General features: G+C 72.0%; 27 protein-coding genes and 2 pseudogenes. 11 read left to right on the top strand and 18 right to left on the bottom strand.

Annotation, left to right across the window (positions count from 1 at the left end):
- Positions 1 to 2 precede the first annotated feature (2 nt).
- On the top strand, positions 3 to 1907 hold the full coding sequence (locus tag E1269_RS14110) for an ABC transporter ATP-binding protein (RefSeq protein WP_131895519.1): 1905 nt from the start codon (positions 3 to 5) through the stop codon (positions 1905 to 1907).
- 19 nt (positions 1908 to 1926) lie between these two features.
- On the opposite strand, the gene E1269_RS14105 is transcribed toward E1269_RS14110, so the two are convergent.
- The 3 genes from E1269_RS14105 to E1269_RS14095 all read right to left on the bottom strand — a co-directional run bounded on the left by E1269_RS14105 (position 1927) and on the right by E1269_RS14095 (position 3687).
- A complete protein-coding gene (locus E1269_RS14105) occupies positions 1927 to 2745 on the bottom strand; it encodes an SRPBCC family protein (protein WP_131895517.1) in 819 nt (272 codons plus the stop codon).
- Positions 2746 to 2756: 11 nt separating this feature from the next.
- Complete coding sequence (locus E1269_RS14100) at positions 2757 to 3059, bottom strand: ArsR/SmtB family transcription factor (RefSeq protein WP_131895515.1); 303 nt, start codon at positions 3057 to 3059, stop codon at positions 2757 to 2759.
- A 151-nt stretch (positions 3060 to 3210) separates the two neighbouring features.
- Positions 3211 to 3687 (bottom strand): CHRD domain-containing protein, encoded by a 477-nt coding sequence (locus tag E1269_RS14095; RefSeq protein ID WP_131895513.1) that lies wholly within the window; start codon positions 3685 to 3687, stop codon positions 3211 to 3213.
- Between the two features lie 338 nt (positions 3688 to 4025).
- Between E1269_RS14095 and E1269_RS32250 the strand changes: the two genes are divergently transcribed.
- Complete coding sequence (locus E1269_RS32250) at positions 4026 to 4196, top strand: hypothetical protein (RefSeq protein WP_162606414.1); 171 nt, start codon at positions 4026 to 4028, stop codon at positions 4194 to 4196.
- A 222-nt stretch (positions 4197 to 4418) separates the two neighbouring features.
- Positions 4419 to 5981: a phytoene desaturase family protein gene (locus E1269_RS14090; protein WP_131895511.1), complete on the top strand. Its 1563-nt coding sequence runs from the start codon at positions 4419 to 4421 to the stop codon at positions 5979 to 5981.
- 38 nt (positions 5982 to 6019) lie between these two features.
- On the opposite strand, the gene E1269_RS14085 is transcribed toward E1269_RS14090, so the two are convergent.
- The 5 genes from E1269_RS14085 to E1269_RS14065 form a co-directional block, all read right to left on the bottom strand.
- Entirely contained in the window at positions 6020 to 6856 is an 837-nt protein-coding gene (locus tag E1269_RS14085) for an oxygenase MpaB family protein (RefSeq protein ID WP_131895509.1), read from the bottom strand.
- Entirely contained in the window at positions 6853 to 7539 is a 687-nt protein-coding gene (locus tag E1269_RS14080; RefSeq protein ID WP_131895507.1) for a class I SAM-dependent methyltransferase, read from the bottom strand. The genes E1269_RS14085 and E1269_RS14080 overlap by 4 nt, the downstream gene beginning before the upstream one ends.
- 24 nt (positions 7540 to 7563) lie before the next feature.
- On the bottom strand, positions 7564 to 8139 hold the full coding sequence (locus E1269_RS14075) for a TetR/AcrR family transcriptional regulator (RefSeq protein WP_162606413.1): 576 nt from the start codon (positions 8137 to 8139) through the stop codon (positions 7564 to 7566).
- A gap of 468 nt (positions 8140 to 8607) precedes the next feature.
- Positions 8608 to 10050, bottom strand: a complete 1443-nt coding sequence (gene gndA / locus E1269_RS14070) for an NADP-dependent phosphogluconate dehydrogenase (protein ID WP_131895504.1) — start codon at positions 10048 to 10050, stop codon at positions 8608 to 8610.
- A gap of 79 nt (positions 10051 to 10129) precedes the next feature.
- Positions 10130 to 10903, bottom strand: a complete 774-nt coding sequence (locus tag E1269_RS14065; RefSeq protein ID WP_131895502.1) for a TetR/AcrR family transcriptional regulator — start codon at positions 10901 to 10903, stop codon at positions 10130 to 10132.
- Positions 10904 to 10997: 94 nt separating this feature from the next.
- Between E1269_RS14065 and E1269_RS14060 the strand changes: the two genes are divergently transcribed.
- From E1269_RS14060 to E1269_RS33410, 5 genes are all read left to right on the top strand, one after another.
- A complete protein-coding gene (locus E1269_RS14060) occupies positions 10998 to 11987 on the top strand; it encodes an ATP-binding cassette domain-containing protein (protein WP_131895500.1) in 990 nt (329 codons plus the stop codon).
- Positions 11984 to 12838, top strand: coding sequence for an ABC transporter permease (locus E1269_RS14055; RefSeq protein WP_131895498.1), 855 nt, complete (start codon positions 11984 to 11986; stop codon positions 12836 to 12838). The genes E1269_RS14060 and E1269_RS14055 overlap by 4 nt, the downstream gene beginning before the upstream one ends.
- Positions 12839 to 12937: 99 nt before the next feature.
- On the top strand, positions 12938 to 14605 hold the full coding sequence (locus E1269_RS14050; protein ID WP_131895496.1) for a substrate-binding domain-containing protein: 1668 nt from the start codon (positions 12938 to 12940) through the stop codon (positions 14603 to 14605).
- Positions 14606 to 14693: 88 nt separating this feature from the next.
- Positions 14694 to 15512: a polysaccharide deacetylase family protein gene (locus E1269_RS14045; RefSeq protein WP_131895494.1), complete on the top strand. Its 819-nt coding sequence runs from the start codon at positions 14694 to 14696 to the stop codon at positions 15510 to 15512.
- Positions 15509 to 15991, top strand: a complete 483-nt coding sequence (locus tag E1269_RS33410) for a phosphatase domain-containing protein (RefSeq protein WP_131895492.1) — start codon at positions 15509 to 15511, stop codon at positions 15989 to 15991. Before E1269_RS14045 ends, E1269_RS33410 begins: the two co-directional genes overlap by 4 nt.
- 69 nt (positions 15992 to 16060) lie before the next feature.
- On the opposite strand, the pseudogene E1269_RS34255 reads toward E1269_RS33410, so the two are convergent.
- A pseudogene (locus E1269_RS34255) lies at positions 16061 to 16363 on the bottom strand (aminotransferase class IV); the annotation flags it as partial.
- 48 nt (positions 16364 to 16411) lie between these two features.
- Here E1269_RS34255 and E1269_RS14030 point away from each other — a divergent pair.
- Positions 16412 to 16594 (top strand): annotated as a pseudogene (locus tag E1269_RS14030) (MerR family transcriptional regulator); the annotation flags it as partial.
- Between the two features lie 45 nt (positions 16595 to 16639).
- Here the strand turns inward: E1269_RS14030 and E1269_RS14025 are convergent.
- The 9 genes from E1269_RS14025 to E1269_RS33830 form a co-directional block, all read right to left on the bottom strand.
- Positions 16640 to 17317 (bottom strand): prepilin peptidase, encoded by a 678-nt coding sequence (locus tag E1269_RS14025; protein WP_131895488.1) that lies wholly within the window; start codon positions 17315 to 17317, stop codon positions 16640 to 16642.
- Positions 17314 to 18156: a shikimate dehydrogenase gene (locus E1269_RS14020; RefSeq protein WP_131895486.1), complete on the bottom strand. Its 843-nt coding sequence runs from the start codon at positions 18154 to 18156 to the stop codon at positions 17314 to 17316. The genes E1269_RS14025 and E1269_RS14020 overlap by 4 nt, the downstream gene beginning before the upstream one ends.
- Positions 18150 to 19298: an endolytic transglycosylase MltG gene (gene mltG / locus E1269_RS14015; protein WP_131895484.1), complete on the bottom strand. Its 1149-nt coding sequence runs from the start codon at positions 19296 to 19298 to the stop codon at positions 18150 to 18152. Before mltG ends, E1269_RS14020 begins: the two co-directional genes overlap by 7 nt.
- Positions 19291 to 19758: a Holliday junction resolvase RuvX gene (gene ruvX, locus E1269_RS14010; RefSeq protein WP_162606412.1), complete on the bottom strand. Its 468-nt coding sequence runs from the start codon at positions 19756 to 19758 to the stop codon at positions 19291 to 19293. The genes mltG and ruvX overlap by 8 nt, the downstream gene beginning before the upstream one ends.
- Positions 19755 to 22448 carry an alanine--tRNA ligase gene (alaS, locus tag E1269_RS14005; protein WP_131895482.1) on the bottom strand — a complete coding sequence of 898 codons (2694 nt, stop codon included), beginning with the start codon at positions 22446 to 22448 and terminating at the stop codon, positions 19755 to 19757. Before alaS ends, ruvX begins: the two co-directional genes overlap by 4 nt.
- Positions 22449 to 22450: 2 nt before the next feature.
- Positions 22451 to 22798, bottom strand: coding sequence for a DUF6167 family protein (locus E1269_RS14000; RefSeq protein ID WP_203433545.1), 348 nt, complete (start codon positions 22796 to 22798; stop codon positions 22451 to 22453).
- Positions 22795 to 23193 (bottom strand): DUF948 domain-containing protein, encoded by a 399-nt coding sequence (locus E1269_RS13995; RefSeq protein ID WP_131895480.1) that lies wholly within the window; start codon positions 23191 to 23193, stop codon positions 22795 to 22797. The genes E1269_RS14000 and E1269_RS13995 overlap by 4 nt, the downstream gene beginning before the upstream one ends.
- 79 nt (positions 23194 to 23272) lie before the next feature.
- Positions 23273 to 23842, bottom strand: coding sequence for a YdeI/OmpD-associated family protein (locus E1269_RS13990; protein WP_131895478.1), 570 nt, complete (start codon positions 23840 to 23842; stop codon positions 23273 to 23275).
- Positions 23839 to 23973 carry a hypothetical protein gene (locus E1269_RS33830; RefSeq protein WP_275264570.1) on the bottom strand — a complete coding sequence of 45 codons (135 nt, stop codon included), beginning with the start codon at positions 23971 to 23973 and terminating at the stop codon, positions 23839 to 23841. The genes E1269_RS13990 and E1269_RS33830 overlap by 4 nt, the downstream gene beginning before the upstream one ends.
- Positions 23974 to 24078: 105 nt before the next feature.
- Between E1269_RS33830 and E1269_RS13985 the strand changes: the two genes are divergently transcribed.
- Positions 24079 to 25059 carry a helix-turn-helix transcriptional regulator gene (locus E1269_RS13985; RefSeq protein ID WP_131895476.1) on the top strand — a complete coding sequence of 327 codons (981 nt, stop codon included), beginning with the start codon at positions 24079 to 24081 and terminating at the stop codon, positions 25057 to 25059.
- Between the two features lie 79 nt (positions 25060 to 25138).
- The coding region (locus tag E1269_RS13980) for a hypothetical protein (RefSeq protein ID WP_131895474.1) at positions 25139 to 25432 on the top strand (294 nt) is incomplete at its 3' end.

Below are 25432 nucleotides of genomic sequence, written 5' to 3'. Positions count from 1 at the left end.
CGATGAGCATGGAAGTCACCGCGTGGAACGCGCTGTACAACGCGATGCACACGCAGGAGGACCGGCGGCCGTTCTCCCGGGCCACGCTGCGGCGCATCCTGAGCTTCGCCCGTCCGCACCGCCCCTACCTCGTTGCGTTCGTGACGCTGAGCGTGGTGACGGCGGTCCTCGCGGTGGCCACTCCGGTGCTCGCCGGGCGGGTCGTCGACGCCATCATCCAGGGCGAGGCGCAATCCACCGTCGTCGGCCTGGCCATCGTCATCGCCGTCATCGCGCTGGCCGAGGCCGGTGTCGGGCTGGTGCAACGCTGGCTGTCGGCCAGCATCGGTGAAGGGCTGATCCTCGACCTTCGCCAGGCCGTGTTCGACCACGTCCAGCGGATGCCCATCGCGTTCTTCACCCGCACCCGCACCGGCGCCCTGGTCAGCCGCCTCAACAACGACGTCATCGGCGCACAGCGGGCGTTCAGCGACCTGCTGTCCGGTGTGGTCAGCAACCTCGTCATGCTGGTGCTGGCCCTGGCCGTGATGCTGAACATCTCCTGGCAGATCACCGTGCTCGCGCTCGTGCTGCTTCCGGTGTTCGTGCTGCCGGCGCGCCGGATGGGGCGGAAGCTGGCCCGGCTGGAGCGCGAGGCGGCCAACCACAACGCCGTCATGAGCACCCAGATGACCGAGCGCTTCTCCGCGCCGGGCGCCACCCTGGTCAAGCTGTTCAGTCAGCCGGCGCGGGAGTCCACGGAGTTCGCCGTGCGCGCCCACCGCGTCCGCGACATCGGCCTGCGCACCGCCATGGTGCAGTGGGTGTTCATCACCGCGCTCACCCTGGTCGGCGCCCTGGCCCTGGCGCTGGTCTACGGGCTGGGCGGCTTCTATGCGCTGCGCGGCCAGCTCGACGCCGGCGCCGTCGTCTCCATGGCGCTGCTGCTCACCCGGCTCTACGCGCCGCTGACGTCGCTGGCCAGCGCACGTGTCGAGGTCATGAGCGCCCTGGTCAGCTTCGCCCGGGTGTTCGAGGTGCTCGACCTGAAGCCGCTGATCCAGGAACGGCCCGGCGCCCGGCCGGTGCCCGACGGCCCGGTGTCGGTGGAGTTCGACGACGTCCACTTCAGCTACCCCTCGGCGGACAAGGTGTCGCTGGCCTCACTGGAGGAGGTCGCAACGCTCGATACCCGCGGCGGCGACCAGGTGCTGCACGGCGTCTCCTTCTCCGTCGCGCCGGGGCAGATGGTGGCGCTGGTCGGCTCGTCCGGCGCCGGCAAGTCCACCATCGCGCAGCTGCTGCCGCGGCTGTACGACGTCGACGCAGGCAGCGTCCGCCTCTCCGGTGTCGACGTTCGCGACCTCACCATGGCCTCGGTGCGCCAGGCCCTGGGCATGGTGACGCAGGACGGTCATTTGTTTCACGAGACGATCAGGGCCAACCTGCTGCTGGCACGGCCGGCCGCGACCGACGACGACCTCTGGGCGGTGCTGCGCCGGGCCCGGCTGGACGACCTGGTCGCCGGGCTTCCCGACCAGCTCGACACCGTCGTGGGAGAGCGGGGCTACCGCCTGTCCGGCGGTGAGCGGCAGCGGCTCACCATCGCCCGCCTGCTGCTGGCCCGGCCGCGGGTGGTCATCCTCGACGAGGCCACCGCGCACCTGGACTCCACCTCCGAGGCCGCGGTGCAGGAGGCGCTGACCGAGGCGCTGGAGGGCCGGACGGCGGTGGTCATCGCGCACCGGCTGTCGACCATCCGCTCCGCCGACCTCATCCTGGTCATCGAAGCCGGCCGGGTCGTCGAGCGCGGCACCCACACCGAGCTGCTGGCCGCCGGGGGGCGGTACGAGGAGCTCTACCGCACCCAGTTCGACCAGCCGACCGCCGGCGGCGGCGCGCCCGAACCCGAGCAGGTCCCGGCGTAGCCCGGTGACGCCCGCCGGATCACGGCTGAGGGAGCGCGCGCAGCTCGGCGGCGAACCGTTCCAGTCGTGAGCGCCAGCCGGTCAGCGCGGCGTCGCCGTCGCCGGCCCGGATGGCCGGGCCTGTCTCGGTGAGCACCAGCCGGGCGCCGTGCCCGGTGCCTTCGCGCAGCTCCCAGCGCACCCGCCCGTCGCCGGTCGTGGCGCCGGAGGCGTACTCCAGCACGTGTGGCGGGTCGGACTCGACGACACGGCGGCCGTCGTCGCGCGCCGCCGCCTCGATCAGCGGCCATGCCACCTCGGCAGGCCGGGTCAGCTGGCGCTCGAAGCGCACCAGCCAGCGCTCGGCGTCGATGTCGGCGACCCCGGCATCGAGGCCGAACAGCGTGACGTAGTGGTCGTGCTGCTCGGCCGACGGGTGATGGTGCGAGACGGCGACGCCGTCGGCCACCTCCTCCAGAGCATCGAGGCACGCCACCCAACCGGAGGCGAAGCTGGCGGCGCCGTAGTGGTCGGAGAACGTGTGCTCGAAGATCATCAGGCAGCCGTCGCCGTCGTCGCGCAGCTCGAACCGGAGCAGCTCGCCGGACCAGGTGAACGCCAGGATCCGGCCGTCGTCGACCTCGGTGACGTGGCCGTCGGCGCTGGGGCCCTTGCCGTCGCCCCAGTCGAAGCGGACCTCGCTGCCGACGCGGAGCTCCAGGTCCACGGAGGCGGGGAACCAGCCGCTGAGCCGGGCCGGCTCGGTGATGGCGAGCCAGACCTGGTGCCTGGGGTGGCCGAAGCGACGCTCGATGCGCAGGACGCTCCGGTCGCCCTCGGTGCGCAGGGTCTCGGTCATGATGTCTCCAGCTACTCGGATTCCAGCTGCCGCTCGAGGGCATCGAAGCGGTCGGCCCACATCCACCGGTACGGGGTGAGCCAGGCGTCGAGCTCGGTGAGCGGCTCGGCGCGCAGCTCGTACCACCGTCGCTGACCGTCACGCCGCACGGTCACCAGCCCGGCCTCGCGCAGCACCCGCAGGTGCTTGGAGGTGCCGGGCTGTGAGATGCCGAGGGCGTCGGTGAGCTCACCGACCAGGCGAGGGCGCTTCAAGAGCAGGTCGAGAATGCGCCGCCTGGCCGGCTCGGCAAGCACGCTGAACGGTTCGGGCACACCTCGAAGATAGCCGCTCAGCTATATAACTGCAAGGGCATATGCTGGCCGACGGCTCGGCCTGACGTCCTGGGCCCGGGGGACACCGCGGGGCCGGTTGGGAGAGTGAGCCACCCAGGCCCAGGACGCGTCCGGTGAAATGACCCCGCCGTCAGCGGAACTGGCCGCGGATCGCGCCGGCCGGGAACGGCTCGTTGTGGACGTTGACGTAGTAGTCGCTCGGGGTGGCAAGGATCGCCGCCAGTTCGGACTCCGACAGGGTGTCCTGGGTGTTCTGCGCGTCCGGGACGGCGGTGATGCAGTCGGCGCTGACCCGGTTGGGCGGCGTGAGGCCCACCACGATCGGGCCGGGCTCGCCGGCGGGAGCGACGTGGATGTGCGCCGCGGCCGCCGGCTCGATCCGGTTGGCCACCAGCACGTAGCAGAGTGTGTCGCCCTTGACGACGCCGGCGAACACCCCGCGGCCGTCGGTGTCGCCCGGACCCGGGGCCTCCTGAGCGCCGGTGAGCACGGTGACGAGGGGAGTGGAGCGAGAGTCGCCGCTCGAGCTCGCCGGGCCGGCGCTGAGCGCCAGAGCGGACGACGCGATCACGATCGGGATCATCGAACGGGTCAACCACCTACGCATGATGTCTCCTTCGACCGGAACCAGGGACGGGCCGGACGGACCGCCCGTTGCGTATACGACGGACGGCGCCCGCGGGATTGGGCAAACTGGCCTCCATCTGCCGACCTCACCCGCGGACCTCGTCCGTTCGGCCAGTACCCGTTACGACCGAACGGACGAAATTTGCCTCCGGCGAGCCGCGGAGCCCTCGCGACCAGGCGAAACGCCGCGTGTCGGGCGTCGTTCGCGTTGCGGGTCCGTCACCATGGGGGGATCATCGATGCCACTGGCTCTGGGCGAGCTGACCGGGATGTCGACGGGCCGCTGGGACACGCGACGAGAACTCACGGAGGATGACGATGTTGCGCCGGGACACGGAGTACGTGTTGACCTGGAACGCACAGAACCACAGTTGGCTGGTTCGGCCGATCGAGCGCGACGGCAACCAGATCCTCCAGATCGGCGGCGGCACCCAGATGGGCGACCCGGCCTGGGCCGTGGGCTCCATGAGCGGGGCCTGGGAAGACTAGGGACCGTCCGACGTCGACGCGGCCTCCCAATAGCACACCGGAGCGTAGCGGCGAACTCGTCGGCCCGTGCCTGTCCGATCGCCACGTCGCTCTCCTCGCAGCCGCTCAACTGTCATTCTCTCGACGGAATTCGACGGCGCCAGGTTGTCGGCTGGATCCGACTTTCCCGAGCGGCAGTCCAACGGCTGGCGCCGGAGGGGCGGCTCGGGTGACGATGTCTGAATGTCGATCAACGTCCCGCAGCTCGCCGCCCGGTATGACGCCGTCGTCGTGGGGGGCGGGCACAACGGCCTGACCGCCGCGGCGTACCTGGCCCGGGCCGGGCGGAGCGTGCTGGTCCTGGAGCGCCTCGGGCACGTCGGGGGAGCGGCGGTGTCGGCGCGTCTGTTCGCGGGTGTCGATGCCCGGTTGTCGCGCTACTCCTACCTGGTGTCGCTGTTGCCCCGGTTGATCGTCGACGAGCTCGGGCTGGACGTCACGCTGCGGCGGCGCCGGTACTCGTCGTACACGCCGGTGGGCGACGGCGGGCTGCTGGTCGACACCGCGGACCGGGCCCGGACGCGGGCGTCGTTCGAAACCGTCACCGGCGGCACGGCCGACCACGATGCCTGGGAGAGCTTCTACGACCTGACCGCCCGGGTGGCCCGCCGGGTGTTCCCGACCCTCACGGCTCCGCTGCTGTCACGCAACCGGATGCGCGCCGTCGTCGGTGACGACGAGGCATGGCGCGAGCTGTTCGAGGAGCCGGCCGGGCGAGCGGTGCGCGCGCGGTTCGGTGACGACGCGGTGCGCGGCGTGGTGCTCACCGACGCGCTGATCGGCACGTTCGCCGACGTCGACGACGACTCGCTGCGGCAGAACCGCTGCCTGCTCTACCACCTCATCGGCAACGGAACCGGCGACTGGGACGTCCCGGTGGGCGGCATGGGCGCGGTCACGGAGGCACTGCGCGACGCGGCGCTGGCCGCTGGGACGACCCTGGTGACGAACGCCGAGGTCACGGCGGTCGACCCAGCCGGCGAGGTGACGTTCGTCGACGACGACGGGCACGTGCGGCAGGTTGGCGCCGGGCACGTGCTGGCCGGGTGCTCGCCGTTGACGCTGGACCACCTGCTGGGTGCCGCGGCGGACACCGAGCAGGCGCCGGAGGGCGCCCAACTCAAGATCAACATGCTGCTGACCAGGCTCCCACGGCTGCGCTCTGACGTGGACCCGGCCGCCGCGTTCAGCGGGACGTTCCACGTCAACGAGGCGTTGACGCAGCTGCGGGCGGCCCATGCCCAGGCCGCGGCTGGCGAGATTCCGGAGCTGCCGCCGTGCGAGATCTACTGTCATTCGCTGACCGACCCGTCCATCCTCGGCCCGGAGCTGCGCGCGGGTGGCGCACATACCATCACGCTGTTCGGCCTGCACATGCCGGCGCGGCTGTTCCGCTACGACAACGACGGCGCCCGCGACTGCGCCGTCAAGGCCACACTCGCGTCGCTGAACTCCGTGCTCGCCGAGCCGATCGAGGACTGCCTGGCCGTCGACGCCGACGGCCAGCCGTGCCTGGAGGCGCGCACCCCGGTCGACCTGGAGATCGACGTCGGCCTGCCCGGCGGGCACATCTTCCACCGCGACCTGTCCTGGCCGTTCGCGGAGACCGATGCCGAGGTCGGGCACTGGGGTGTCGAGACCGCCCACCCGAAGGTGGTGCTGTGCGGCGCCGGGGCGCGGCGGGGCGGTGGAGTGAGCGGCATCCCCGGCCGGGCGGCCGCGATGGCCGTCCTCGAGCACGGCTGACACCTTCCTTCGGAGGTCCGGGCCGAGGTGTACCTGGACTACCGGGCGGCCGGCTGAGGCGCCGTCCCGAGCTGCTCGGCGCGGCGCATGGCGTCGCGGTAGATGGGGCCTTCACGGACCGGCAGCGCGTTGCTGACCCGGCGCAGGCTGACTACCGCGAGCGATGCCGCGAGATCCGTCGTCGGGAACCCGGGCAGGCGGTACAGCCGCCGCGCCCAGCGGGGGAGCAGGGCGAACGCCGTCGTCGCGACGCCGAGCCACGCGGTGCGGCCGATCGGGAGGATCAAACGGTTCGGGATGGGCGGCACCGTCAGGAACTTGGCGACGTCGCGGGCTTCGGCGGTCAGTGCGAGCCGCGGCCGCACGTCGTCGTAGAAGGCTGCGACGTCCGCGGCACTGGACGGCACGCTCGCGGGATCGAGACCGACCAGCTCCGCGGCACGGACCTGCTCGGCGTAGTACTGGTCGACGTCGTCGTCGGTGAGACCCAGGCGGGCGCGCCGGGCGGTCGAGACGAACGACTCGACCTCGGTGACATGCACCCAGCGCAGCAGGTCGGGGTCGTCGACGCGGAACTCCTCGCCGGTTCGCGGGTCGCGGCCGCGCAACCGGGCGTGGATGCCGCGCACCCGCCGACCGGCACGTTCGGCCTGCTCGGTGGTGCCATAGACGACGGTGCCGACGTACTCGGCGGTGCGCATCAGCCGGGCCCAGCAGTCGCGGCGGATGTCGGAGTTCTGTACGACGCCGGCAACGGCACGCGGGTGCAGCGCCTGCAGGTACAGCGCGCGCAGGCCGGCCAGCCATAGCACTGGCTCGCGGTGCACCCGCCAGCTGACGCTGTCCGGGCCGAACAGCCCGAGGTCGCCTGTCACCGCCGGAACTCCGCGCGCCAATGTTGGAACGGCGGCGTGCCGTCGTGCTGCTCGACGCTGACCGGGGTGAGGCCGCCGACGGCGAAGGCCTCGACCTCCTCGCGGGTGAGCGGCCACGGCGGGCCCTCGGTGGGGCCGGCCGGCTCGGTGGACCCGGTGCGTGCCGTGGCGACGACGAGCAGGGTGCCGTTAGGTGCGACGAAGCCGGCGACGGCCTCGGTGGCGCGCTGGTGCAGGCGCACCGGCAGCGACTGCACCGTCATGATCTCCACGACCAGGTCGAACGCCTGGCGCCACGCGCGCGGCGGGTCGAACAAGTCGGCAGCGACATAGCGGACCGTGGTGTCCGGGAAACGGCGCCGGGCGGCGGCGACGGCGCTGGCGGAGACGTCGAACGCGGTGGTGGTCCAGCCGTGGCCGGCCAGCAGCTCGGCGTCGAAGCCCGGGCCGCAGCCGACGACGACGGCGGTGCCGGCCGGTCGTGGCTGGCCGCGGGCATCGTCGGGCCGGCCGAGCCAGTCGATCAGCAGCGGGTGCGGCGCGCCGCGGTCCCAGGGCACGACGGCGGCACCGTCGTCGGCGGCGGCGTAGAGCCGCTCGAACCAGCCGGTCGGGTCGTCACCGGCCAGCGACTCCGCCGCCATCCTGCGGACGGCGACATCGGGGTCAGGCGCGCTGGTCATCACATCCAGAGTAGTCGCGATCGGTCAAGCCGGAACGGGCACGGGTACGGCGGCATGGCGGAGCATTCCGAGCAGGCGGTCCATCCGTCCGGGTGCGGGCGCGGTGAGCGCGATGCCGTCGGCGAGCGCGATCAGGTCGCAGGCTTCGAGGTCGGTTCGAACGGCGCCGCCGCCGTGTGCGCGCTCCAGCAGCTCGGCGGCGACACTCACGGTCTCCGCCCGCCAGCGCCAGTACGGCCCCGTCCCGATTGGAACGGCACCGTCGACGCTGCGTGCACTGCCGGAGTCGGTGGCCGAGGCGATCAAGGCCGGCCAGGCCGCGACGTGGCGCACGTAAGCGTGCAGCCAGCCGAACAACGCCTCCGCCGGGCTGTCCTGTGCGGCCAGGACCTCGGCGTATTCGCGCAGTGCGGTGGCCTCGTCGGCGGCGACAGCCACCTGCAGGTCGCGGCGGGTGGGGAAGTGGCGGTACAGCGTGGCGTTGCCCACGCCGGCCCGGCGGGCGACCTCGTCCAAGGGCGCGCCAACGCCCTTCTCGGCGAACAACGCCGTGGCCGCCGCCAGGATCGCGGCGCGGTTGCGCTGTCCGTCCGACCGCATCGTCAACCCCTCCAATCGGGGAGTTCCTCGGTTGTTCCGGGGAAGTCCGCGCATATGCTGCCAGACCACCGACCTCGCCCAGCATGGCATCGATGACAGCCGACCAGATGTCATCGATGCCACTCGCATGGAAACCGGACGGAAACGCCGAACGTCGCGTACCGGGGTTGCTTGCCTTACTCCAGGTAAGGAGGAGGTTGGGTCATGCCGACGTCGACCGTGACGAGCAAGCGACAGATCACCATTCCCGCGCAGGTCAGGTAAGACCTTGGCGGCGCGGGTCGCGCCCACGGTGCTCGTGATCAACAACGATCTCAGGTGTGATGGCACACCAAATCGTTGATGATCATGAGGGGGTGGGCGAGGTTAGAACGCATCGCCGATAATGCACATTATGTCAAGTAGCTGTCGGAGACGCGCCATCGTCTGTCAACCCCTGTCGACAGACGCCCCGGCGTGACCTGTCGGTCAGTCGTTCTGGACCTCGGCGCGGTCCTCGGACCAGCGGGTGTGGAAGACGCCCTCGCGGTCGACGCGACGGTAGGTGTGCGCGCCGAAGAAGTCGCGCTGGCCCTGCGTCAACGCCGCCGGGAGCCGCTCGGCCCGCAGCGCGTCGTAGTACGACAACGCGGTGGCGAAGCCCGGCGCCGGGATGCCCAGCCGGGTCGCCGTCGCGACGACCGCCCGCCAGGCCTCTTGGGCCCCGCCCACCTCGTCGGCGAACCGGTCGTCGGCCAGCAGGCTGGGCAGCTGCGGGTCCTTGGCGTAGGCGGTGGTGATGCGGTCGAGGAACGCGGCCCGGATGATGCAGCCGCCGCGCCAGATGCCGGCGATGGCGCCGAGGTCGAGGCTCCACCCGTACTCGGCGGCGGCCGCCTGCATCTGGTGGAAGCCCTGCGTGTACGAGACGACCTTCGAGGCGTACAGCGCCTGCTCGACCTGGACGGCGAACCGCTCGGCCTCGTCCGGCGCTAGCGTGGCCGGTGCCGGCCCGGCGAGGCCCTGTCCGACGGCGCGCAGCTCGGCGTGGCCGGACAACGACCGCGCGAACACCGCCTCGGCGATGCCGTTGACCGGCACCCCGAGGTCGAGCGCGAGCTGCACGGTCCAGCGGCCGGTGCCCTTCTGCTCGGCCTGGTCGGCGACGATGTCGATGAACGGCCTGCCGGTGGCGGCGTCGACATGTGCCAGGACCTCGGCGGTGATCTCGATGAGGTAGGAGTCCAGGCGCCCGGTGTTCCAGCCGCGGAACGTGTCGGCGATCTCGGCCGGCTCGAACCCGGCGGCACGGCGCAGCAGGTCGTAGGCCTCGGCGATGAGCTGCATGTCGGCGTACTCGATGCCGTTGTGCACCATCTTGACGAAGTGCCCGGCGCCGTCGGACCCGATGTGCGTGCAGCAGGGCGACCCGTCCGGTGCCTTGGCCGCGATGGCCTCCAGCATCGGGCCGAGCTGGGTGTAGGACTCCGTCGAGCCGCCGGGCATGATGCTGGGCCCGAGCAGCGCGCCCTCCTCTCCCCCGGAGATGCCGCTGCCGACGAAGTGCAGCCCGCGCTCGCGCAGCGCCGCCTCGCGCCGGCGGGTGTCGGCGAAGTGCGCGTTGCCGCCGTCGACGATGATGTCGCCGGGCTCGAGCAGCGCGGCGAACTCGTCGATGACGGCGTCGGTGGGCGCGCCCGCCTTGACCATGATGATCAGCCGGCGCGGACGCTCCAGCGCGGCGACGAACTCCTCGGCGGACTCGGCCGGCACGAACGTGCCCTCGTCGCCGAACCGCTCGACGAGCTCGCGGGTGCGGCTGGCGGTGCGGTTGTGCACCGCGACCGAGTAGCCGTTCCGGGCGAAGTTGCGCGCCAGGTTGCGGCCCATCACCGCGAGTCCGGTGACGCCGATCTGTGCCGTTCCAGCCATCTGCCGCTCCTGTCGGGGACCTGGGGGTGGGCGCCGGCTGCCGCCGACATCCCAGTATCGCCGCTCCCCCGGCGGCCGGTCAGCGCGCCCCCGTCCGGCGCTCGATGTAGGCGCCGATGCCGTCGAGCACGATCTCGAGCCCGAACGCGAAGTCCTCGCCCAGCCACGGGTCATCGGGCTCGGCGTAGCCGACGAAGCTGTCCTCGGAGACGATGCGGGCCAGCACCGGGTGGTCGTCGGGGTTGACGAACGACTGCAGCATGCGGCCGTAGGCGGCGTCCCACTCCTTCTCCGGCGCCCCGGTGCGGGCCTCGACCTGGGCCATGGTGAACGCCAGCTGGGCGTGCCCGCGGACGTAACCGCTGAGCATCACCAGGATGCCGAGCATCTCCGGCCCACTGAGGCCGGTGTCGTCGAGAGCCTCCAACAGGTGCTCCATGCGGCGGATCTGGCTCGGCCCCATCGGTGGGGCGTTCAGCGGGACGTCGAGGGTCCACGGCCGCCGTCGGTAGGCGTCGACGATGCCCTGCGACTGCCAGCGCAGCTTGTCGCGCCAGCCGGTGAGCTCCGGTGGCGACGGCTGGGTCCGGCTGGCCGCTTCGACCATCAGCTCGAGCAGGTCGGTCTTGCTCGGCACGTACCGGTACAGCGACATCGTGGTGACGCCGAGCTCATCGGCGATCCGGCGCATGGACACCGCCGCCAGCCCCTCGGCGTCGGCGACCTCGATGCCCGTACCGACGATCCGCTGCACGCTCAGCCCTGGCTTCGGGCCACGGGTCGGCTGCGGCTGGGCACCCCAGAGCAGGTCGAGTGTGCGATTCGGATCGGCCCGCTGGTTCTCCGTCGGCATCTACTCCCCTAGCTCTCCGCTTGACGCTCATCCTAGAACTGTGTACAACGTATAGCGAAGTATACGCCGTACACACTTTTGATGGGAGACGGTCGTGACCTCCACCGATCCGGCCATCGTCGCCGAGGGACTGCGCAAGCGGTACGGCGACAACCACGCCCTCGACGGGCTCGACCTGACCGTGCCGCGCGGGATCGTCTACGGGCTGCTCGGCCCGAACGGCGCCGGCAAGACCACGGCCGTGCGCAGCCTCGCCACCCTGCTCCGGTTCGACTCCGGCAGCGCCCGGGTCGCCGGGTACGACGTGGTCCGCGATGCGGGCGAGGTGCGCGCCCGCATCGGGCTGACCGGTCAGTACGCCGCCGTCGACGAGACGCTGTCCGGGCGGCAGAACCTCGTCATGTTCGGCCGCCTCTACCATCTCGGCGCCCGGGCCGCCCGGCAGCGGGCCGAGGAGCTGCTGGAGCGGTTCGCGCTCACCGACGCCGCCGACCGCTCCGCCGGCGCCTACTCCGGCGGCATGCGCCGCCGGCTCGACCTCGCCGCCAGCCTCGTCCTCGCCCCGGAGGTGCTGTTCCTCGACGAGCCCACCACCGGTCTTGACCCGCGAAGCCGCAACGGCGTGTGGGAAGCCGTGCGCGCGCTGGTCGAGGGCGGCACGACCGTGCTGCTGACCACCCAGTACCTGGAGGAGGCGGACCAGCTGGCCGCGCGCATCTCCGTCATCGACGCCGGCCGGGCCGTTGCCGAGGGGACGCCCGACCAGCTCAAGGCGGCCATCGGTGGCGACCGCATCGAGGTCGTCGTGCGCGACGCCGAGCAGCTGGCCGTCGCGGCCGCGGTCGTCGGCCGGGCAGCGTCGGCGCAGCCGGAGGTCGACCGCGACACCAGGCGGGTCAGCGCACCGGTCGCCGACCGGATGGCCGCGCTCACCGCCGTCGTCGGCGAGCTGCAGCGCGCCGGCATCGACGCGGAGGACGTCGGCCTGCGCCGGCCGACCCTCGACGAGGCGTTCCTCCAGCTCACCGGCCACCGCCCCGCCGAGACCACCGACACCGCCGACACCGAGGAGAGTGCCGCATGAGCGCCACCCTGACCGCACCGCCCAGCGCCGTCCCGCCCGCACCCGCCCGCACCACACTGGCGCGGCTGCGGTGGGCCGCCGCCGACGGCTGGGTGATGACCCGCCGCTACATGGCGCACGTGGTGCGGGCGCCGGAAGAGGTCATCATCTACTTCACGCTCCCGATCATGATGGTGCTGGTCTTCGGGTACGTGTTCGGCAGCGGCATGGCCGTTCCCGACGGCGGCAGCTACCGCGAGTTCCTGCTGCCGGGGGTGTTCGTCATGACCATGATCTACGGGCTGGGCGCCACGGCGACGGCGGTCGCCTTCGACGTCGATCGCGGAGTCATCGACCGGTTCCGTTCGATGCCGGTGGCCCGCTCCGCGCTGGTCGTCGGGCGCAGCACAGCCGACCTGATGCGCGCACTGCTGGAGATGGCGACACTGATCGTCTGCGGGCTGCTGGTCGGCTGGCAGTGGCGTGAGGGCGTCGGTGGAGCCGTCGCGGCCATCGCGCTCATCCTGCTGCTCCGGTTCGCCATCACCTGGATCGGCATCTACCTGGGGCTGATCGTGAAGAACGCCGACCTCGTGGGCGTCATCGTCTTTCCGGCGGCGTTCCCGCTGACCGCGCTGTCCAACGTGTTCGTCGCGCCGGACCTGATGCCGGACTGGATGGGCGCCGTGGCGCAGTGGAACCCGCTGTCGTCGACAGTGGCCGCCGCGCGTGACCTGTTCGGCAACCCCGGGCTCGGCGGCGACTCCTGGATCGTCGAGCACAGCCTGTTGATGGCCGTGATCTGGCCGCTGGTGCTGCTGGCGATCTTCGTGCCGCTGTCAGTGCGGCGCTATCAGCGGCTGAGCCGGTGAGTCCGATGCATCGCCTGTGACACGCGGGGCAGGGGTCTACCAGAGTCGGATTGCTCCCGGTTAGTCTGCAATCCCCTGACCTGCCCGGAGCTGCCCACGATGACAGGACGCCACGCCTCGTCGCGGACGACGACGCCGTCCCCTTGGTTGCGCAGGCTGGGCCTGTCCGTCGCGGCCGTGGCCGTCCTCGGCGCCGCCGGCCTGGGCACCGCCTCGGTGCTGGACCCCGCCGGCGGCGAGTGCTCCGGCTCGCTGCCGGTCGCCGTGGCGGCCGACCCCGGCATCGCGCCCGTGCTCACCGAGCTGGCCGACCAGTACGCGCACACCGAGCCAGCGGCCGGCGACCGATGCGTCGAGATCGACGTCACCGCTGCGCCGGCCGCGACGGTGGCGGCCACGGTCGGCGCCGCCGAGGCCCCGCACCTGTGGATACCCAAGAGCCTCGCCTACGGCCCGGCCGTCGACGCGGCACAGGTCCACGAGCTGGCCAACGTCGCACTATCACCACTGGTCGTGGTACTGCCGCGGCAGGCGGCGCAGGCCGCGGGCGGTGCGGAGGCAGAGGTGTCATGGGCGGCCGTGGTGCAGGGCGATGCGACCGCCGTGCTGGCCGACCCCGCCGTCAACGACGAAGGCCTGGCCAGCCTGCTCGCCGTGCGCGCGGCCCTCGACGAGACGCTCGAGCAGAGCGAGCTCGTGGCATTGATGACCGAGGTGTCGCGGGCGGCCGTCGCGACCGTCGACGACGCGTTCGCGACGCTCGCGGGCGCTACCCCGGCGGCGTTCACCGCGACCGAGCAGTCCGTCGTCGCCTTCAACCGCACCGCCCCCGAGGTGCCCGCCAACGCGCTGTACCCGTCCGAGGGCACGTTCGCGTTCGACTACCCCGCGCTCGCGGTCCAGGGCGTCGAGGATGACCCGGACGCGGCCTCCGCCGCCGCGGACTTCGTCACCTACCTCGGCTCGATCGACGCGCAGGAGGCGATCCGCGCCGCCGGGTTCCGCTCCCCCGACGGCACCGCGGACGACGATGCCGGTGTCGTCGACGGCATTCGCCCGGCCATGCCCGAGCTGCTGCCCGACCCCGACCCGGCGGCCGTCACCGAGCTGACCCGGCAGTGGGCCGCGCTATCGCTCGAAATGCGGATGCTCGCCGTCATCGATGTCTCCGGCTCGATGAACGAACAGGTCGAGGGAGGCGCCACCCGCATCGAGCTCACGCGTGACGCGGCACTGGAAGCCCTGGGGCTGTTCCCGCCGAGCTCGTCGATCGGGCTCTGGGCCTTCTCGATCCTGCAGGACCCGCCGAACGACCACGTCGAGCTGGTGGACATCGGTCCGATGGACGAGGAAGCCGGCGACGGCACCCGGCTCGACGCGCTGGTCGGCGCGCTGGAGTCGCTGCCGTCCCGCGCCGAGGGCGGCACCGGCCTCTACGACACCGTCCTCGCCGCGTTCCAAGAGGTCCGCGGCAGCTACCAGGCCGGCAGCGTCAACTCGGTGGTGCTGCTGACCGACGGGCGCAACGAGGACGACCCCGAGGGCATCGACCTGGAGACCCTGCTCACCACGCTGACCGCGCAGTTCGACCCGGCCAACCCGGTCCCCGTCATCACCATCGGGATGGGCCCCGAGGCCGACATGGACGCGCTGCAACAGATCTCCGCCGCGACCGGCACCCAGGCGTACCAGGCCGAGGATCCGCGCGACATCCAAAGCGTGTTCGTGCAGGCCATGATCGAGCGGCAATGCCGCCCGAACTGCTGACCACGCGGCATACAGTTCGGGCGCGCCTGTCCGATTCCGGACCCGGTTCATATGATCATGGGTCCGTTAGCGCGGGCAGGAGGTAGCGATGAACCAGCTGTCGTGGCCCGCGACCATCCTGCTGGGAATCCTGCTGGGACTGGCCGCGGTCGGTGCCGAACGGTCGGCCGACGACGAGGGCGCGGCGGCTGCGGGCGGAGCGACGGCCTCTCCCACGGCGTCGAGTGACGGCGGCGACGGTCCGGACTCCGGCTCCGGCTCCGGCGAATCCTCCGGTGACTCATCCGCCGATTCCGACGGTGAGACCAGCCCGGACACCGGCGGCGAGCCGTTGGACTACTCCGTCACGCTGACCTTCGACGACGGCCCTCACCCCGTCTACACTCCGCAGGTGCTGGAGCTGCTGGACCAGTACGACGCGACCGCCGTCTTCTGCGTCGTCGGTCAGCGCCTGCGCGAGCACCCGGAGGTGGTGCGGCAAATCGTCGACGCCGGCCACGCGCTGTGCAACCACACCGACACCCACGACGACCAGCTCTCCGAACGCGACCGCGACGAGATCGAGCAGCAGATCGCCGAAGCCGACGAGGCCATCGACACGGCTGTGGGCGACGACGTCGCGGTCCGGTACTTCCGGCAGCCCAACACCGCGGTCCAGCCGGAGGTCGAGGAGGTGCTCGACGAGTTCGGGCTGGAGCCGCTGGACTGGACGGTCGACCCCCGCGACTGGTCACGACCCGGGACGATGTCTATTGTTCAGGACGTGCTCGGCCAGATCCGTCCCGGTGCGGTCATACTGCTGCACGACGGCGGTGGTGACCGGTCCCAGACCGTTGCGGCGCTCGAGCAGATCCTCGCCGGGCTCGACGCGGCCGGCTATCGCACCGTTCTGCCGGGAGACTCATGACCCCCCGTCCTGTCGCCGTCGTCGACCTCGACGGCGTACTCGCCGACGTCGACCACCGACTCCACCACCTGCAGGGCCGTCCGAAGAACTGGGCTGCCTTCTTCGCCGGCATGGGCGACGACCCGCCCTACCCGGAGGGCTTCGCGCTGGCCGGCAAGCTGGCCGAGGAGCACGACATCATCTACCTCAGCGGCCGCCCGGAGCGTACGCGCGCGGTCACCCAGTCGTGGCTGGCCGCGCACGACGCCCCGACCGGCCGGGTGATGCTCCGCCCCGACGACGACCGCCGGCCGGCCCGGCTGTTCAAGATCGGCGTGTTGAAGCGGCTGTCCGCGCATCGGAAGGTCGCGATCCTCGTCGACGACGACCCCGCCGTGTGTGCCGCCGCGCGCGCCGCCGGCTTCGCCGTCTACGAGGTCGAGTGGAGCCGGCCCGACCAGACACTGTTCGCCGCCCAGGAGCGCGACGGCCGCACCTGACACCGTCGGGCGCCCGTCACGGTGACGCCGGCGGCTCGGCCCGGTAGGCCTGGTGCAGGAGCTCGACGAACGCCGGCGCACGATGCCCATCGTGATGCCGCGCAGCACGTCCGCGCGCGGCCACACGACCGCGGCGCCGTCCCAGAACGCGAGGTTCCAGATGGTCGCCTCGCCGAGCCGGCCTCGGCGGTCCACGAACGCCGCGTCGTCGTGCCCCTCGGCGGCGGCTCGGCGCAGGTACAGGGTCTTGGCGACCTCGCCGACGTGCTTCACCGCCGGCAGGACCCGCTCGTACTCGACGGTCGCCATCGACAGCGGCCCGGCCGGGCCCGACGCCGGCGGGGCGGTTCGCACCAGCACGTCGAGCTCCGCGCCGTCCCCGGTGCTGGTGAATGAGGCGGGTCATATGCTGATCGGGAGCTGTCCCGGCGCACCGGCGTCAGCCGGCGGCTGCTGCGCTACTACGAAGAGCAAGGGCTGATAGAGGCGCGTCGCGGCAAGAACGGCTACCGCGAGTACGACGACGACACGGTGCTCACGGTGCGGCAGGTGCGTGCGCTGCTCGACGCCGGACTCTCGACGGCGGTGATCCGCGACGTCCTGGCCGCGGAACCCTCGCCGGCTACCTGACCGGAGGCTGAGGAGCTGTCAGGTCAGCAGGACGGCGAGCAGGGCGCCGATGAGCATCGGCGGGCCGAAGGGCAGGCTCGTGCGGCGCCCGGCGCGGCCGGCCGTCATCAGGACGATACCGATCACGCCTCCGACGAGGAAGCCGAGGAAGACGCCCAGGACGAGCGTGGACCAGCCGGCCCAGCCCAGCAGCAGCCCCACGACCGCTGCCAGCTTGACGTCGCCGAGGCCGAGATCGGCCGGGCGGAGCAGGGCCAGGAACAGGTAGAACGCCAGACACGCTGCGGCACCGGCCCAGGCCCGGCCGTACGCGCCCCACTCCTGCGTCGCGACGGCGGCGACGGTGAGCAGGGCCGCTCCGGCGGCCAGGGCGGAGTACGTGAGCCAGTCCGGCAGCAGGTGCTCGCGCAGGTCGACGTAGGCCATGGCGACGCCTAGAGCGCCAACGGTGAGGTAGGCCGGCAGGTCGGCCGCGGAGTCCCTCCGTGCCACCGCGAGCAGCGCCCACACCGCTGCGGTCGCCAGCGCCAGCCACAGCGCCAGCCGGGGCGCGGCGGCGAGCACCCGGTACGGGGTGGGCGGGTCGTCGTCGGCCGGTTCCTCCACCGGCGGCCGGTCCGGGATGCGGGCGATCGCCTGCGGCAGCGCGCCGCCCGCCAGCATTCCGGCCAGCGCCAGCACGAGGACGACGGTCACGCGCGCGACCCCGTCGCCGCGTGCGCGGCGGAACGCAGCACCGACACCGGCACGTCTGCGCCGGTCATCAGCCGCACCTGACCGACGGCCTGGTGAACCAGGAGGTCGAGGCCGCTCGCCACCGCTCCCCCGGCCTCGAGCCACGCGGCGGCCAGCGGCGTCGGCCACGGGTCGTAGACGACATCGAACAAAACCCGTGCCGCGGCGGGACCGCGGGTGAGCGAGCTGGCCAGCGGATCGACCGCGCCTTTGGGTGCCGTCGACACCACCAGCCCGGCCTCGGCGCACGCGGGCAGCACGGCCCACTCCACCACCTTGGCCGGGTGTCCGAGCGCCGCGGCCACGGCCAGCGCGGCGTGCGCGCGCGTCGCGGAGCGGGCATGGACGTGCACGGGGCCGCTGCCGCGGAAGGCCAGCGCCGCGAGGACGCTGGCCGCGGTCGCGCCGCCGCCCCAGAGACAGACCGGCGCGGTGTCCTCGGCGCCGGCCTCGGCCAGGGTGGCGACCACGCCGGGCACGTCGGTGTTGTCCGCTGCCCAGCCCGCGGCCGAGCCGTCGTCGTCGAGCCGGACCAGGGTGTTGGCCGCACCCACGGTCCGGGCGACGTCGGACGCAGTCGTCGACAGGTCGAGCGCCACCCGCTTGAGTGGCATCGTCAGTGACAGCCCGCGCCACGTCGCGTCCAGCGACGCGAGGAATCCCACCAGCCCGGCCTCGTCGACCTCGTGCGCGGTGTATTCCCAGTTCAGGCCCAGGTGCCGGTAGGCGGCACGGTGAATGACCGGCGAGAGGGAGTGGGCGATGGGCTTGCCGAGGACGGCGCAGTGCTGGTTCAGCAACGGTCGCTCTCCCGGCAGTACTCCTCCAGCCGCGCCTCGTTGGCGGCGTGGTCGTCGGAGGTGACCGCGAACGCCGTCTCGCCGGTCTCGAGGTCGACCGCGACGAAGTAGCAGTTGCCCTCCCTGGTCGGGTTGAGCGCGGCGCTCAGCGCGGCCTCACCGGGCGAGGCGATCGGCCCCGGCGGCAGCCCGGACACGACGTAGGTGTTGTACGGCGAGTCGACCTGGCGCATCTCCGGCGTGGTGTAGACACTGGAGTAGTCGTCGACGGCGTAGTGGACGGTGGAGTCCATCTGCAGCCGCTGCTCGGGTACGCCGTTTGCCTCGCACGCCCCGGAGAGCCGGTTGTAGATGACCTCGGCCACCCGAGGCATGTCCTCCTCGCGGCTGACCTCGCGCTGGATGATGCTGGCGACGGTGACCACTTGGCGCGCGGTCAGGTCGAGCGCGGCGGCGCCATCGGAAAGGCTCACCTGTTGCGCGGTCTGGTCGAAGCGCTCGAGCATTGAGGCGACCAGTGACTCCGGCGTCGTCTCGCCGCCGAGCTCGTACGTGGCGGGGAACAGGAACCCTTCCGGGTCGCCCTCGGCGTACTCGGGCAGGGTCGCCGCGTCGAGCGCGGCCTGGAGGTCCGCCTCGGCGAATCCGGACTCCTCGGCCAGCCGGGCGAGCACCTGGCGCACCCGGTAGCCCTCCGGCAGCGACACCCGTTGTCCGCCTTCGCCGCTGACCAGGGCCGCGACGGCGTCGGACGCGCGCATCTCGAGGGCGAGCACGTAGTTGCCCGGCTGGATGGAGGTGGCCTGCGGGTTGTCGTCCGCGGCCTCGATGAAGGCGTCCTCGCTGGCCACGACGCCGGCCTCGAACAGGGTGGCACCCATCGCGCGGATGGTGGCGCCTTCCTCGATGGTGACCGAGACCTCGCCAGAACCAGGGCCGGGATAGTCCTCGGCCTCGCCGAACACATCGTTGATGCTGTTCAGCAGGGCGCTGCCGCCGTAATAGATTCCTGCGAGCAGGCTGCCGACGACGGCGAGGGAGAGCACGACCGCGACGAACGATCCGAACCGGCTTCGGCGCCGCCGGCGCCGCCGATGCCGTCGGGGGCGCACGAGCTCCTCCGACGTGTCGAGGTCAGTCATCGGTTACCGTCAGCACCTCTCCAGGCGGCTCGCCGCCACTACGCTCGGCGTCCAGCGCGTCTTGCAAGATGACCATCGCCGCGGCCTGGTCGATGGCCGGCCGTGCCGCTCGGGACGAGACACCGCTGGCTCGCATCCCGCGCGTCGCGACGGCGGTGGTCAACCGCTCGTCGATCAGCCGCACCGGGCATGGTGCCACAAATCGGACCAATTCCGCACCAAACGCCCGGACGTGCTGGGCCGCCGCATGTTCCTTCCCATCGAGACTACGCGGCAAACCCACGACCACCTCGATGGGTTCGCGCTCGGCGACCAGCTCGGCGAGTCGCCGCAGGTCACCGGGGCCACGCCGGACCGTCTCGACGGGTGTCGCGATCAGTCCGTCGGAGTCGCAGGAGGCGACCCCGATGCGGACGGAGCCGACATCGACGCCCAGTCTGACGCCTCGGCGCACCGTCACGAACCGCGGGTGACGGTCTCGCCGATGGCGTGCTCGACCCGGGTGAGAGCGTCGGCGATCTTGGTCGCGTCGGCGCCGCCGCCCTGGGCGACGTCGTCCTTGCCGCCACCGCCGCCACCGAGCGTCTGGGCGGCCAGCCGGACCAGCGAGCCGGCCTTGACGCCCCACTCGCGACCCGCCTCGTTGACCGTGACGACGACGCTGGGCCGGCCGGAGTCGCCGGCAGCGGCGGCGGCGACGACCACCGGGCGCTCGTTGCCGAGCCGGCCACGCACGTCGAGCGCGAGCGAGCGGAGGTCGTCGGCGGACGTGCCGGCAGGGGCTTCGTGGCCGACGAACGACACGCCGTACACGTCGCGGGCGGAGTCGGCCAGCTCGCCCGCGCGGGCGCCCAGCGCCGACGCCCGGGCCCGGGCCAGCTCCTTCTCGGCGTCGCGCACCTGGACGACCAGCCGCTCGACCCGCTCGGGCACCTGCTCCGGCTGCACCTTCAACAGGTCGGCGAGCCGGCTGACCAGCGCACGCTCCTTCGCCAGGTGCCGGAAGCCCTCGATGCCGACGAACGCCTCGACCCGGCGGCTGCCGGCGCCGACGGAGCTCTCCCCGGTCAGCGTGACGAGGCCGACCTGGGACGAGTGCGCCACGTGGGTGCCACCGCACAGCTCGCGCGACCAGGATCCGGCCATCTCGACGACGCGAACCTCCTCGTCGTACGTCTCGCCGAACAGCGCCAGCGCGCCGATCTCGCGGGCCCGTTCCAGCGGCATGTAGGTGGCGCTGACCGCGTGATCGCGGCGGATCGCCAGGTTGGCGACTTCCTCGACCTCGCTGCGGGTCGCAGCGCCCAGCGCCTGCCCCCACGCGAAGTCCAGCCGCAGGTAGCCGGGCTTGTTGTAGGAACCGCTCTGCAGCGCCTGCGGCCCCAGCACCTGGCGCAGCGCCGCGTGCACGATGTGGGTGCCCGAGTGCGCCTGGCAGGCACCGATGCGCCACTCGCGGTCGACCTTCGCCGCGACGTCCTGACCGCTGATGACCTCGCCCTTGAGCACCCGGACCTTGTGCACGACCAGGCCCTTGACCGGGCGCTGGACGTCGAGGACCTCCAGCTCGAAACCGTCGCCGCTGATGACGCCGGCGTCGCTGTCCTGGCCGCCGGACTCGGCGTAGAACGGAGTCCGGTCGAGGACAACCTCGAGCGTCTCGCCCTCGCTGGCACCTGGCACGGCGATGCCGTCGAGCAGCAGCCCGCGGATGCGGCTGTCGGTCTCCAGCTCCTCGTAGCCGGTGAACGGCGTCGGGCCGACCTCGCGCAGCTGCCGGTAGGCACCGAGGCCAGCGGAAATCGTGTGCCCGCCCTTTCTGCTTTTCGCGTCGGCCTTGGCGCGTTCCCGCTGCTCGGCCATGAGCCGGCGAAACCCGTCCTCGTCGACGGTCAGGCCCTGCTCGCCCGCCATCTCCAGGGTCAGGTCGATCGGGAACCCGTAGGTGTCGTGCAACTTGAACGCGGTGTCGCCGGACAGCACCTTCGCGGCCTCGCCGGACTTCACGTCCTCGGCGGCCAGATCGAAGATCTGCGTGCCGGTCTGCAGCGTCCTGCGGAACGCGTCCTCCTCCGCGTACGCGACCGACGAGATGCGCGCGAAGTCGGACTCGAGCTCCGGGTACGCGGCCTTCATGCTGTCCTTGGCGACCGGCAGCAGCTCCGGCATGGTGCGATCGTCGACGCCGAGCAGCCGCATCGCGCGGACGCTGCGGCGCAGCAGGCGGCGCAGCACGTAGCCGCGGCCCTCGTTGGACGGGGTGACGCCGTCGCCGATGAGCATCAGCGAGCTCCGGACGTGGTCGGCCACGACGCGCATGCGGACGTCGTCGCCGTGGTCGGCGCCGTAGCGCCGCCCGGACAGGTCGGCCGCGCGCTGCAGCGTCGGCCGCACCTGGTCGATCTCGTACAGGTTGTCGACGCCCTGCAGCAGGTACGCGACCCGCTCCAGGCCCATGCCGGTGTCGATGTTCTTCGATGGCAGGTCGCCGACGACGACGAACTGGTCCTTCGCCGTGACGTCGGTGATCTGCTCCTGCATGAAGACGAGGTTCCAGATCTCCAGGAAGCGGTCCTCGTCGACGACGGGGCCACCGTCCGGGCCGTGCTTGGAGCCACGGTCGACGTAGATCTCGCTGGACGGACCGCCGGGGCCGGGCTGGCCGGTGTGCCAGTAGTTGTCCTTGAGCCCGCGCCGCTGGATGCGCTCCTCCGGCAGCCCGGCGACCTTCTTCCACAGCCCGGCGGCCTCGTCGTCATCGTGGTAGACGGTGACCCAGATCTTCTCCGGGTCGAAGCCGTAGCCGCCCTGGGCCTGCGGGTTGGTAATGAGCTCCCAGGCGTAGGCGATGGCGCCTTCCTTGAAGTAGTCGCCGAAGGAGAAGTTGCCGTTCATCTGGAAGAACGTGCCGTGCCGGGTGGTCTTGCCGACCTCTTCGATGTCGCCGGTCCGGATGCACTTCTGCACGCTGGTGGCTCGCTGCCAGGGCGCGGCCTGCTGCCCGGTCAGGTACGGGATGAACGGCACCATGCCGGCGACGGTGAACAGCAGCGACGGATCCGGGGAGATCAGCGAGGCGCTGGGGACGACGGTGTGACCGTTCTTCTCGAAGTGGTCGAGGAACCGACGCCGGATCTCGGCGGTCTCCATGGTCAGTACGTGCCTCTCGGGTTGGTGCGGGGATGACGTGACACCGGGCCTGCGGCCGACGGCGCATCGAGGAGGTCGTCGACGGCGGCCAGGTCGGGCTCGCCGCGCTGGGCCGTGCCGGCGCCGTCCGGTGCGATGCCCAGCGCGTGCCGCAGCTCGGCGTCGCGCACGGCCATGCCGGCGCGGACCTCGTCGGCGAAGTCGCGAATGGCCGCGCCGACGTCGCGCACCCCGCTGGCGACGCGGTCGGCCGCGCCCTCCGGGGTGAGGCTGTCGGCCGCCTTGGTGAGCTTGCGCACCACCATGACACCGGCGGTGGCGCCCAGCGCCACCCAGAACAGCCGCCTCATGCCCGGCTCCCCCGGCGGCCGTGGCGACCGTCTCCGTCGCGGCGGGCGGCCAGTGCCCGGCGCACGCCGTAGGTGAACGCGGCCGTGCGCACCAGCGGGCCGCCCAGGGTGGCGGCGAACAGCGACGACATGGCCGCGACGTTGGTGGTGACGGTCTGCGCGTTCGAGGTGATGGCATCGATCCGCTGCAGCTGCGCGTTCGTGGAGGCCAGCAGCTCGTTGGTTTCGTCGACGGTGGTGGAGGTCTTGGCGACGTGCTCGGCGCGGATGTCCTGGACGACGCGGGTGAACTCGTCCACCGTCCGGCCCAGCTTCAGGATCGGCACGGCGAGGAAACCGACCAGTGCCACGAAGGCAGCGGCGGCCAGCAGCCCTGCGATCTCGCCTACGGACATGGGTGGAGCAGCCTCTCTACGGGTGCGGTGGTCTCAAGCGTCTGACCCTACCGCGCCGGCCGTGCAGCGCGTGCCTCGATTATGGTCCTGTCGAGCCGCCGCCACGCAGTGCCGCCACCGCCTGCGCCACCCGAGTGGCCCGGGCCGCCGGTGTGCGGGCCTTCAGCACTGGCAGCATGACCGCGTACCGGTCGGTTCGGCCCAATGCCTCGAACGCCGCCGCGGCGGCCGGGTCGGCGGCCAGCGCCGCGGCCAGGTCCGATGGGACGGTGGCCTCGCGCTGGGGGGCGTACGCGGCTTCCCAGCGGCCGTCGGCGCGGGCCGCCTCGACCTGGGCGAGCCCGGTCGGACGCATCCGGCCGGCGGCGGTCAGCGCCTGAACCATCTCGACGTTGACCCGCGACCACGCGCTGCCCCGCCGGCGCGGCGAGTACCGCTGCAGGTAGTGGTGCTCGTCGAGCGAGCGCCGGACGCTGTCGATCCAGCCGAAGCACAGCGCCGCCTCCAGTGCCTCCCGGATGGTCAACGACGGCTCCGGCGCGCCCTTCTTGGCGATCCGCACGAAGACGCCGGTGCTGGTGGCATGGTGCTCGGCCAGCCAGTGCTCCCAACCGGCGGCGTCGACCACGAGGAAGTCGGGCGTGGTCATGCGGCCGCCTCGCCGTCGGCCATCGCCTTCCGGTGCGGGTCGTACATGAGCCCGAGGACGTTGCCGAACGGGGCGACGACTGAGGCGTTGGCGTAGTACAGGGCGCAGAAGCCCCGCAGCTCGATCGTCATCGTTCCGGTCCCTTCTCCGTGGTGCGCCGTGTTCGTGCTGATGAGAACGACGCTATCGAGGGTTGTGGAACGTACGGTTCCTCAATTGCTGGCAGACTCGGGAGAATGTTGGAGACGTCGGTGCGCCTGCTGAGGCTGCTGTCGCTGTTGCAGGTCAGACGGGAGTGGTCGGGAGCGGAGCTGGCCGACCGGCTCGAGGTCAGCACCCGCACGGTCCGCAACGACATCGAGCGGTTGCGCATCATGGGCTACGAGGTCGACTCCGCGACGGGACCGGCCGGCGGCTACCGGCTCGGTGCCGGCTCCACGTTGCCGCCGCTGCTTCTCGACGACGACGAGGCGGTCGCCGTCGTCCTCGGACTGCGGGCCGCCGCAGCAGGCTCGGTCACCGGTATCGAGGAGACGTCGCTGCGTGCGCTGGCGAAGCTGGAACGGACGCTCCCGTCACGGCTGCGGCACCGGGTCGACGCGCTGCGATCTGCGACGGCGTCCGCCGCGAGCGTCGGTGCCCGGGTGGACGCCTCGACGCTGACGGAGGTCGCCGCCGCGGCGCACCGTCACGAGCAGTTGCGCTTCGACTACGCCGGCCACGACGGCGCGTCGTCGGTCCGCACGGTGGAGCCGCATCAGCTCGTCTACACGGGCCGCCGGTGGTACCTGCTGGCCTGGGACGTCGACCGCGGCGACTGGCGCACGTTCCGCGCGGACCGCATCCGCCCCCGGATCCCGACCGGGCCGCGCTTCGCCCCGCGCGAGCCGCCCGGCGGGGACGCCGTCGCCCACGTGCTGCGCGGCGTCGGCTCGCAGGCCTACCGCCACCAGGCCCGGGTCCGGCTGGACGCGCCGATCGATGCCGTCACCGACAAGATCACCGCGATGGGCGGGCTGGTCACCGTCCTCGACGACGGCAGCTGCCTGCTGCAAACCGGCGGCGACTCCTGGCACGACCTCGCCGGCTACCTGGGCAGCCTGGGCGTCGGCTTCGAGGTCCTCGACCCGCCGGAGCTGCGCACCCACCTGCGCGACCTGTCCGAGCGCTACGCCGCCGCGGCAGCGCACGCATCCGGTGACGCCGAGGCGGGATGAGGGTGTGCCGAGGCGGCTGCTCGGGCGGCTGCTCGGTGCGAGATCGACGTTGTCGGTGGGGTCGGGTAGAGTCGTTCACATGTTCGAAGAAGCCGTCTTGGATGCTGGTCCGCTGGTCGCTCGTGACCCGCGGACCGGCGCGTGGGTCAGCTATGACCCGTGGGAGCTTCCCGACGGCGAGGTGAGCGCCTGCGGGGTCCTGCCCGACGGCCTGCTCGACATCGCCGGCGCGCCGGCCGACGCGCTGGCGCCCGAGCCGGCCTCGGTCGCGGCGACACCTCTCGCGGCGGTGCCGACGGGCCCGTGGCTTGCAGCCGCGCTCGCCACGTTCGAGACCGCGGCGGCGGGCGGCTACCACCTCGTCGAGGCGGCC

The organism is Jiangella asiatica, from assembly GCF_004349065.1.
Lineage (GTDB): Bacteria > Actinomycetota > Actinomycetes > Jiangellales > Jiangellaceae > Jiangella > Jiangella asiatica.
The sequence above is the reverse complement of the archived record's forward strand: the minus strand, read 5'-3'. Positions and strand labels throughout refer to the sequence as shown.

Excerpts from the sequence above, each read along its gene's own strand:
- E1269_RS14110 (WP_131895519.1), top strand. The coding sequence starts at position 3 with ATGAGCATGGAAGTCACCGCGTGGAACGCGCTGTACAACGCGATGCAC.
- E1269_RS14105 (WP_131895517.1), bottom strand. The coding sequence starts at position 2,745 with ATGACCGAGACCCTGCGCACCGAGGGCGACCGGAGCGTCCTGCGCATC.
- E1269_RS14095 (WP_131895513.1), bottom strand. The coding sequence starts at position 3,687 with ATGCGTAGGTGGTTGACCCGTTCGATGATCCCGATCGTGATCGCGTCG.
- E1269_RS32250 (WP_162606414.1), top strand. The coding sequence starts at position 4,026 with ATGTTGCGCCGGGACACGGAGTACGTGTTGACCTGGAACGCACAGAAC.
- E1269_RS14090 (WP_131895511.1), top strand. The coding sequence starts at position 4,419 with ATGTCGATCAACGTCCCGCAGCTCGCCGCCCGGTATGACGCCGTCGTC.
- E1269_RS14080 (WP_131895507.1), bottom strand. The coding sequence starts at position 7,539 with ATGACCAGCGCGCCTGACCCCGATGTCGCCGTCCGCAGGATGGCGGCG.
- E1269_RS14075 (WP_162606413.1), bottom strand. The coding sequence starts at position 8,139 with ATGCGGTCGGACGGACAGCGCAACCGCGCCGCGATCCTGGCGGCGGCC.
- gndA (WP_131895504.1), bottom strand. The coding sequence starts at position 10,050 with ATGGCTGGAACGGCACAGATCGGCGTCACCGGACTCGCGGTGATGGGC.
- E1269_RS14065 (WP_131895502.1), bottom strand. The coding sequence starts at position 10,903 with ATGCCGACGGAGAACCAGCGGGCCGATCCGAATCGCACACTCGACCTG.
- E1269_RS14055 (WP_131895498.1), top strand. The coding sequence starts at position 11,984 with ATGAGCGCCACCCTGACCGCACCGCCCAGCGCCGTCCCGCCCGCACCC.
- E1269_RS14050 (WP_131895496.1), top strand. The coding sequence starts at position 12,938 with ATGACAGGACGCCACGCCTCGTCGCGGACGACGACGCCGTCCCCTTGG.
- E1269_RS14045 (WP_131895494.1), top strand. The coding sequence starts at position 14,694 with ATGAACCAGCTGTCGTGGCCCGCGACCATCCTGCTGGGAATCCTGCTG.
- E1269_RS33410 (WP_131895492.1), top strand. The coding sequence starts at position 15,509 with ATGACCCCCCGTCCTGTCGCCGTCGTCGACCTCGACGGCGTACTCGCC.
- mltG (WP_131895484.1), bottom strand. The coding sequence starts at position 19,298 with ATGACTGACCTCGACACGTCGGAGGAGCTCGTGCGCCCCCGACGGCAT.
- alaS (WP_131895482.1), bottom strand. The coding sequence starts at position 22,448 with ATGGAGACCGCCGAGATCCGGCGTCGGTTCCTCGACCACTTCGAGAAG.
- E1269_RS14000 (WP_203433545.1), bottom strand. The coding sequence starts at position 22,798 with ATGAGGCGGCTGTTCTGGGTGGCGCTGGGCGCCACCGCCGGTGTCATG.
- E1269_RS13995 (WP_131895480.1), bottom strand. The coding sequence starts at position 23,193 with ATGTCCGTAGGCGAGATCGCAGGGCTGCTGGCCGCCGCTGCCTTCGTG.
- E1269_RS13990 (WP_131895478.1), bottom strand. The coding sequence starts at position 23,842 with ATGACCACGCCCGACTTCCTCGTGGTCGACGCCGCCGGTTGGGAGCAC.
- E1269_RS33830 (WP_275264570.1), bottom strand. The coding sequence starts at position 23,973 with ATGACGATCGAGCTGCGGGGCTTCTGCGCCCTGTACTACGCCAACGCC.
- E1269_RS13985 (WP_131895476.1), top strand. The coding sequence starts at position 24,079 with ATGTTGGAGACGTCGGTGCGCCTGCTGAGGCTGCTGTCGCTGTTGCAG.